The 6,282-nt window shown below is 39.5% G+C and carries 12 protein-coding genes and 2 pseudogenes; 6 read left to right on the top strand and 8 right to left on the bottom strand.

From position 1 onward, the window contains the following. Positions 1 to 190: 190 nt before the first annotated feature. Positions 191 to 445, top strand: coding sequence for a YiaA/YiaB family inner membrane protein (locus BFI01S_RS13775; RefSeq protein ID WP_061793142.1), 255 nt, complete (start codon positions 191 to 193; stop codon positions 443 to 445). A gap of 60 nt (positions 446 to 505) precedes the next feature. On the opposite strand, the gene BFI01S_RS13770 is transcribed toward BFI01S_RS13775, so the two are convergent. Then, positions 506 to 1,081, bottom strand: a complete 576-nt coding sequence (locus tag BFI01S_RS13770) for a hypothetical protein (RefSeq protein ID WP_061793140.1) — start codon at positions 1,079 to 1,081, stop codon at positions 506 to 508. Positions 1,082 to 1,247: 166 nt separating this feature from the next. Here BFI01S_RS13770 and BFI01S_RS13765 point away from each other — a divergent pair, with 166 nt between their 5' ends. Further along, complete coding sequence (locus BFI01S_RS13765; RefSeq protein ID WP_061793139.1) at positions 1,248 to 1,634, top strand: DUF1259 domain-containing protein; 387 nt, start codon at positions 1,248 to 1,250, stop codon at positions 1,632 to 1,634. A 43-nt stretch (positions 1,635 to 1,677) separates the two neighbouring features. Here BFI01S_RS13765 and BFI01S_RS24040 read toward each other — a convergent pair. After that, positions 1,678 to 1,952 (bottom strand): annotated as a pseudogene (locus tag BFI01S_RS24040) (hypothetical protein); the annotation flags it as partial. A gap of 193 nt (positions 1,953 to 2,145) precedes the next feature. Between BFI01S_RS24040 and BFI01S_RS13760 the strand changes: the two are divergent. From BFI01S_RS13760 to BFI01S_RS13750, 3 genes and pseudogenes are all read left to right on the top strand, one after another. Next, a complete protein-coding gene (locus BFI01S_RS13760; protein ID WP_061793138.1) occupies positions 2,146 to 2,574 on the top strand; it encodes a MarR family winged helix-turn-helix transcriptional regulator in 429 nt (142 codons plus the stop codon). Positions 2,575 to 2,610: 36 nt separating this feature from the next. Then, a complete protein-coding gene (locus tag BFI01S_RS13755; RefSeq protein ID WP_061793137.1) occupies positions 2,611 to 3,246 on the top strand; it encodes a nitroreductase family protein in 636 nt (211 codons plus the stop codon). Between the two features lie 21 nt (positions 3,247 to 3,267). After that, positions 3,268 to 3,567: pseudogene (locus BFI01S_RS13750) on the top strand (putative quinol monooxygenase). Between the two features lie 53 nt (positions 3,568 to 3,620). Here the strand turns inward: BFI01S_RS13750 and BFI01S_RS23460 are convergent. The 4 genes from BFI01S_RS23460 to BFI01S_RS13745 form a co-directional block, all read right to left on the bottom strand. Next, positions 3,621 to 3,764: a hypothetical protein gene (locus BFI01S_RS23460; protein ID WP_169799770.1), complete on the bottom strand. Its 144-nt coding sequence runs from the start codon at positions 3,762 to 3,764 to the stop codon at positions 3,621 to 3,623. Positions 3,765 to 3,864: 100 nt separating this feature from the next. Further along, on the bottom strand, positions 3,865 to 4,026 hold the full coding sequence (locus BFI01S_RS23455; protein WP_169799769.1) for a hypothetical protein: 162 nt from the start codon (positions 4,024 to 4,026) through the stop codon (positions 3,865 to 3,867). Positions 4,027 to 4,031: 5 nt separating this feature from the next. After that, positions 4,032 to 4,199, bottom strand: a complete 168-nt coding sequence (locus BFI01S_RS23450) for a hypothetical protein (RefSeq protein WP_169799768.1) — start codon at positions 4,197 to 4,199, stop codon at positions 4,032 to 4,034. A gap of 21 nt (positions 4,200 to 4,220) precedes the next feature. Further along, complete coding sequence (locus tag BFI01S_RS13745; protein ID WP_061793136.1) at positions 4,221 to 4,673, bottom strand: GNAT family N-acetyltransferase; 453 nt, start codon at positions 4,671 to 4,673, stop codon at positions 4,221 to 4,223. Between the two features lie 258 nt (positions 4,674 to 4,931). On the opposite strand from BFI01S_RS13745, the gene BFI01S_RS13740 reads away from it, so the two are divergent. Then, a complete protein-coding gene (locus tag BFI01S_RS13740; protein ID WP_061793135.1) occupies positions 4,932 to 5,201 on the top strand; it encodes a hypothetical protein in 270 nt (89 codons plus the stop codon). 76 nt (positions 5,202 to 5,277) lie between these two features. Here the strand turns inward: BFI01S_RS13740 and BFI01S_RS22565 are convergent, their stop codons facing one another. Both BFI01S_RS22565 and BFI01S_RS13735 read right to left on the bottom strand, forming a co-directional pair. After that, positions 5,278 to 5,433, bottom strand: coding sequence for a DUF1540 domain-containing protein (locus BFI01S_RS22565; protein WP_082804531.1), 156 nt, complete (start codon positions 5,431 to 5,433; stop codon positions 5,278 to 5,280). A 72-nt stretch (positions 5,434 to 5,505) separates the two neighbouring features. Further along, complete coding sequence (locus BFI01S_RS13735) at positions 5,506 to 6,009, bottom strand: GNAT family N-acetyltransferase (RefSeq protein ID WP_061793134.1); 504 nt, start codon at positions 6,007 to 6,009, stop codon at positions 5,506 to 5,508. Positions 6,010 to 6,282: the final 273 nt, after the last annotated feature.

Here is a 6,282-nt window from a genome sequence, read left to right as displayed (position 1 = left end):
TCCTTAGAAAAATATAAATTTAGTAATCTCTCTTTATCTAAACATGTAATTGTAAAATAGTAAAAATCACTTATGGATATTTGTTGCATTTTTTCACAAAAAAGGATAATTTTAATTCATTAAGAATAAAATGTTACATCTGTGCAAAGAGAAAAAGAGAAAGAACGCTATGAAAAAGGGGATTGAAACTATGCAAAAGTATAGAAGGAGAAACACGCCAGCTTTTACTTTTTTAGCCTACTTTACATTAATTGCCGGTGTTGGTTTGTTTCTAATCGGCCTCTATAATGCCGAAATGCAACTCAATGAGAAAGGTTATTATATTGCGGTTATGCTCCTGGTTGCAGTTGGATCCATTCTGACTCAAAAAGTGACACGGGATAATGCTGAAGATGCCGAAATTCTGGCAGAGCAAGAGCGCAGATCAGCTAAGATTGATCAATAAATAACTACAGATCTTTCATATTGAAGAATATACAAAGTGCCTGTTAAAGATGACAGGCACTTATTTTTCCCTTGTATCAAACGGAATCTCATATTCCCGAAGCATCTCGTAAAACGCACTTCTCTTTGCATACCAGTCTGCATGCAAATTCAGCACAATTTTTTTGTCTCCTGCTAATCTAACCTCAAGCTGGGCCGGAGCACCTCCTTTGTTCAGCTGAGTGACTGACACCACCTCTTCCCACGGATAACTATCAACAGCCCTTATATTTGGTGCGCTATTTATATGTATCCCTTTTTCATCCACATAGGTATACAAATCAAGAGACAAATAAAATATGAAAAGAGACAGGCCAAACAAGAAGACAGCTGTTAAAGTCAGCCATCTTGAGGACTCCACTTCACTGGAATACAGAAAAAGCCCAGCCATAGCGAACAAAAGAAAAAATCCTGCACTAAAAATCACATATGATTGTTTATAGGTGCTAAATGCTAAGAAGTATTGAGGATGAAAGTAGAATTTATGAAGGAAGTTAACACAAATGATGCTAATGGGTATTACACTTAAAATGTAAATCAGACTTAGGCTGAATAACTTAGGTATTAAACCTTTTTCATGGGCATGCTGAATATCCATCACCCCTCCTTTACTTCCTTATATTACCATATAATGAAAAATATTCATATAGTTCATTTTGTGTTTTGATACCGTTAACCGAATACTCGAGAGCCCAACATCATACATTAGAGCAAAAGTTGTTAGGGCAGGTCACTAATAAAAAGTGACGGGGAGGTATAAATGGATGGCAATCAATGAAGAAGCGCTGTGTCAGCAGTTTGCAAGAACATTCGGCGGCCAGGAAGGATTTGCCGGCGGGAAGTGTGTAGCAACGATTAATCGGGATGACCTGGAAGTCACCATTATGGGGAAACCATTTAGCGTAACAACTTCTTTCTCATTTGAATCGATGGATGCCAGGTCAGGACGGGCATTGTGTCTGGGCAGGGTGGCCCTCTTGCAAAAGGAAGTAGATGGATTTGCTGGTGCTATTATTAAACAGGGAATAACTGTTTCATCCGTACACAATGAGTGGCTATTTGATCAGCCCAGCCTCATTTACGTGAATATCCAGGATGTTGATCATCCAATCAATTTTGCAAGGAAAGTCAAAAGAGCGTTAAGAAGTTAAGCATTTCATATAAAAAATAAGCAAGCCCCATTTAGAATGTGAACTAAATGGGGCTTTTCCTTATAGCGCTGATGCAAATCCTGTCAGGAAAAATGGTGAGGATATTCCTGCCATGCGGAGCATATTCTGCTTCTCTCAGTAATGCTTCGAAAACTGCTCCTGGAGAACTTCAAACTAAGTATCCTTGAAACAATGCCAGCCCCTTTACTAGTTTGAAGGCATCTTTATCTGAAATTGTATGAATGGCGTCAAATAAGCCTGTTCCACATACAGTGGCAAAAACTCCATTCCAATTCCCTCGGTTCGATGCGGCCCTGCGCCTTCAATATGGCTATAGACGCAGTGAAACTTTAAGAAAATGAAGCTCATGACTGAAAACCCTGCTGACTCATAAGTTTTTCAGCAGGATTTTCATGCCTTAAGCATCCAGTTTGATTTCTAAAATATTTTATATTATAGTAATTGATGCATCAATAATTGACCTATCAATTATCCAAAAGGCGGGAATGCTGTGTTCAAATGTTCTAAGCAAGAAGAATTAATTGCTGCCCGGCTGTTTGAGCTCAATAAGCAGACAATGCCGAAGTTTGAACGCTGTACAGGCATCAGCCAGTCACGGCTTGAGATTCTCCGGGAGCTTTTTGAAGCGGAAGAAATTACACAGCGGGAGCTTCAGAAAAAAGTAAATATCGATCATGCTGCTGTCACGAGACATCTAAAACAGCTTGAAGAAAAAGGCATGGTGATACGCAGGAAAAATCCTGCAGATAACCGTTTTACTTATGTCAGCCTGACAGAGGAAGGCAAAACGAAGATTGCTGCTTATTGTGAAGAAAAGCAGCGGTTTATTTCCAAAATCCTGGACGGCTTTTCGGAGCTTGAGCGAAGCACACTATTAAATATGCTCACTCGCATCCAGGAAAATGTAGATAATCTTTAATTTTTTCATCCAGAAAAACATAAAGGAGAGTTCACTATGAATAAAACCATTATCAATGACTTTAAAGAAATCGTTACAGGCCGCCGTTCCATCCGTAATTATGACCCAACAGTGAAAATCAGCAGAGAAGAAATGGCTGAAATCCTGGAGGAAGCCTCTTTAGCTCCTTCATCTGTAAACCTGCAGCCATGGCGATTTGTGGTAATCGATTCAAAAGAAGGCAAAGAAACACTGGCACCACTTGCAAAATTCAATCAAAGGCAAGTAGAGACATCAGCAGCTGTCGTTGCCGTCTTTGTTGATATGAAGAGCGAAGCATTCATTGAGAAAATTTATGACACAGCTGTTGAAAAAGGATACATGCCTGCTGATGTTAGGGACAAGCAGGTGCCATCCATCAAAGGCTTAGTGGAAAACATGACATTCGAGCAAAAGAAAGAAATGAACCTGATTGATGCCGGTCTTGTATCCATGCAGCTAATGCTTGCAGCACGTGCTCATGGCTATGATACAAATCCAATTGGCGGTTATGAAAAAGACCGCATTGCCGAAGCTTTTGATTTGGACAAGGAACGCTACTATCCTGTCATGCTAATTTCCATCGGGAAAGCTGCTGATCAAGGCTACAAAACGGTCCGCCTGCCTGTTGAAGATATCACGGAGTGGAAATAACTCATTAAGGAGAAATCAAACATGATCATTATTCATGCCGGATTCCAAGTACAAACTGAAAAAGAAACTTAATTTCTTGCTGAAATCCGTCCGCTGATCGAGGCTTCCAGAGCAGAAAAAGGCAATATCTCTTATGACCTTGTAAAAGATACAGAAAAAGCGGGTGCCTATACTATGGTGGAATTGTGGAAGGATATGGACGCTGTGAAGTTCCACAACCAGACTGAACACTTTACATCCTTTACGGCAAAAGCTCCTAAATATTTTGCTGTACCTCCTCAGGTGAAAGTATATGATGCGCAGCCTGTAGATAAAAAATAAATTATAGACAAAAAGACGCTTGGGATAGGAGATGCCCAAGCGTTTTTTCGTCTTTATTGCCTTTTATCCTCATTCTGATCATGATAAGCAATGAGAATGACTTCTTCTCCTTTTTCCTCACTTAAGCGTTTTTCCAGATTATGCACCTGCTGCAGATCCCCGTCGGACAAATTTGCAAATTGATATTCTTTATCCATTTTTAATCACCTTTCCGTTGTAAGATACCTAAAGTTTGTGTTTACCAAGCATTTTTATACACATAAAAAGCCCGGAAATCTTCCCCGGACTTCCTTCTTCCTATTTAATCCCCAAAATAGCAATTGTTATGACAGCTAACACCAGGCTCAGCAGCAGCGACATGCCCCAATGCTTCTTTTCCGTCATCTTGAATAACACATTCATTACGGAACTGATTGCCAGAAAGATAAAGAAAACAAATAAAAAAATCATAAATTCCATAACTCTTAACCTGCCTTCTTCCCTGTTTTCGCCAGGAAATAAGAAGAGCTTCCCATCATCATCCCTCCGAAGATCCCCACGAAACTGCCGGCGATTGCCCAATAAGCAGACAGAAAGATGCCGGACATAAGTAAAATCAGCCCTCCGAAAAACAGGGTCATTCCCACTTTCATTCTGCATCTCCCCTCTATTACTCAGTCTAAATCTTTAACAACCGCCATTTCCTTCCCAAATCTTTGGCCATGATCTGCAAATCCCAAACTTGCATAAAGATGGTGTGCCCCAAGGTTTTCCGGATGGTAGCCTACTGCAAGTTTTTTAGCATTCGGCAGTTTCGCCATCTCAGCAATCATCAGTTCTGTCGCTTTTTTGCCTATTCCCCTGCCTTGGTGTTCCTTATCAACCATAATCCGGTAAATCCAGTATGCATCCATTTCTTCTAAACATGTATTAAACATTAAGAAGCCGACAGCTTTATCTTCTAAGTAAATCACATACGGTCTAAGCGCTGTTTCAAATTTAGATTGCGCAATGGAAACAGCATTTGGCTCCATATAAGCTCTTTGTTCCTCTGAAAGCTCCAATAAACAGCAGTCAAACCAATTGTCTGCTGTTACTTCTTCAATTTTCACTTTGCCAGTATTCAAAATAAATTTCCCCTTTTCACATTTTTGGGGAAACGCTGTTTTTAATTAGGCGTTCTCCCCTTATTTTGATCCATAATAACTAAAGTTTTATTTAGCATATTGAACGCCTCCTTTTACTAAATTGTCAGAAAAAAACAAGACCCACTCATTATACTATATTATTCCAGTTAATGCGCACATCGGATTACAGTTATTTTTTCTATGGAAAGGCCATATATAATATAATGATTCAGCAAAAAAAGGGGAGGATGCGATCATATGCAATCGAAACAAATTCGTTTACGGAGAATTCAAAGCCTTGCTCACGACATTATGGTAGAAATGAATACAAAGGAAGATCATAAGAAAAATGAATCATACAGAACAGTGATTGATGATCTATCACGTGCGATTGGGGAACTTTCTGATCCATCGGGTGATTATTCATTGGATTATGTAGAAGAAAAAGTAGCTACTGCCCATTATAAGATCTTAAAGAATATGAAAAAACTGACTCCGCTTCGAAAAACAAAAGAATCAGCCTGGTAAATTTTTTTGAATGAAACTGATAATTATTATCAATAATAAATAGCAGGGAGGTAACCAGATCGGTTACCCTTTTGGCTTACATTTCCGGCTCAAACGTTTTACAGTCTGTCTCTTTGCTGTTGGAAGCCTGCTTGCCTGTGTGGCTGACAACATAAATAGCTTCTGCAGCGCACTTATTTCCCTGTTCCCAATAAGTGCAGTTATTTACTTCACAAAGAACATCTTTAGCCATGTATATCACCTCCTGGCCATATTTTCTTCAAATCAGGATGGTGATATACATGGGCCCTTTATTTACCTGAATTCAAAATTCTTCCTTCAAAATCGCATAATAATATTCATCCCACCACTCATCCCCATGTGGAATGCACTTTTTGAAAAAGCCTTCCCGCCTCATGCCGATTTTCTCCATTACATGGTAAGACGGCGGGTTCTCGGGCTGGCAGGTTGCAATGATCCTGTGCAGGCCCAGCTTTTCGAAGCCATATTTCAGAACAGCATATGCTGATTCTGATGCGTAGCCTTTATTATAAAACCTCGGATTAAACACCCAGCCAATCTCAAAGGTATGATCGCCAAAATATTTATGAAACCCAATATGGCCGATCAGAACCTTCCCATCTATAAAAACAGGGAAATGTTCGGCTTTCTCTATATTCCTGCGGATAAACTCTTTTGCCGCTTCTTCTGTAAATACACCTTCCGGAATGTATCTCATCACTTCCGAATTTGATGTATACTCATAAACTGCCTGCCAGTCTTCTGATTTAAACTTACGGATTATTAGCCTCTCTGTTTTAAGCTCCATTTTTTAGCCTCTATTCAGCTGTTTTCATCCTAATGTATGTTCGCTGATATCAGCCAGATTTCCTTTTAAAATGCTGTACGCACAAAAAAATCTTATGAGCATATATTTCTCAGCTATCCGCACAGAAATTGCCCGAGGCACCTTTATTCCGAAGAAAAGTGGTCTATTCCTACAAATAAAATTCATCACGGAGACAGGACTTTTCTATCCATTTCTGCAATTGGCGCAGGTTTTCCAAACAGATATCCCTAAAAAATCTGGTATCCCTTATCC

This window comes from Cytobacillus firmus NBRC 15306 (assembly GCF_001591465.1).
GTDB lineage: Bacteria > Bacillota > Bacilli > Bacillales > Cytobacillaceae > Cytobacillus > Cytobacillus firmus.
This window is presented reverse-complemented; position numbering and strand designations above follow the sequence as displayed.

Coding starts and splice junctions, on each gene's coding strand:
- BFI01S_RS13740 (WP_061793135.1), top strand. CDS start 4,932: ATGCAATCGAAACAAATTCGTTTACGGAGAATTCAAAGCCTTGCTCAC.
- BFI01S_RS13770 (WP_061793140.1), bottom strand. CDS start 1,081: ATGGATATTCAGCATGCCCATGAAAAAGGTTTAATACCTAAGTTATTC.
- BFI01S_RS23460 (WP_169799770.1), bottom strand. CDS start 3,764: ATGGATAAAGAATATCAATTTGCAAATTTGTCCGACGGGGATCTGCAG.
- BFI01S_RS13775 (WP_061793142.1), top strand. CDS start 191: ATGCAAAAGTATAGAAGGAGAAACACGCCAGCTTTTACTTTTTTAGCC.
- BFI01S_RS23450 (WP_169799768.1), bottom strand. CDS start 4,199: ATGAAAGTGGGAATGACCCTGTTTTTCGGAGGGCTGATTTTACTTATG.
- BFI01S_RS13755 (WP_061793137.1), top strand. CDS start 2,611: ATGAATAAAACCATTATCAATGACTTTAAAGAAATCGTTACAGGCCGC.
- BFI01S_RS22565 (WP_082804531.1), bottom strand. CDS start 5,433: ATGGCTAAAGATGTTCTTTGTGAAGTAAATAACTGCACTTATTGGGAA.
- BFI01S_RS23455 (WP_169799769.1), bottom strand. CDS start 4,026: ATGGAATTTATGATTTTTTTATTTGTTTTCTTTATCTTTCTGGCAATC.
- BFI01S_RS13765 (WP_061793139.1), top strand. CDS start 1,248: ATGGCAATCAATGAAGAAGCGCTGTGTCAGCAGTTTGCAAGAACATTC.
- BFI01S_RS13735 (WP_061793134.1), bottom strand. CDS start 6,009: ATGGAGCTTAAAACAGAGAGGCTAATAATCCGTAAGTTTAAATCAGAA.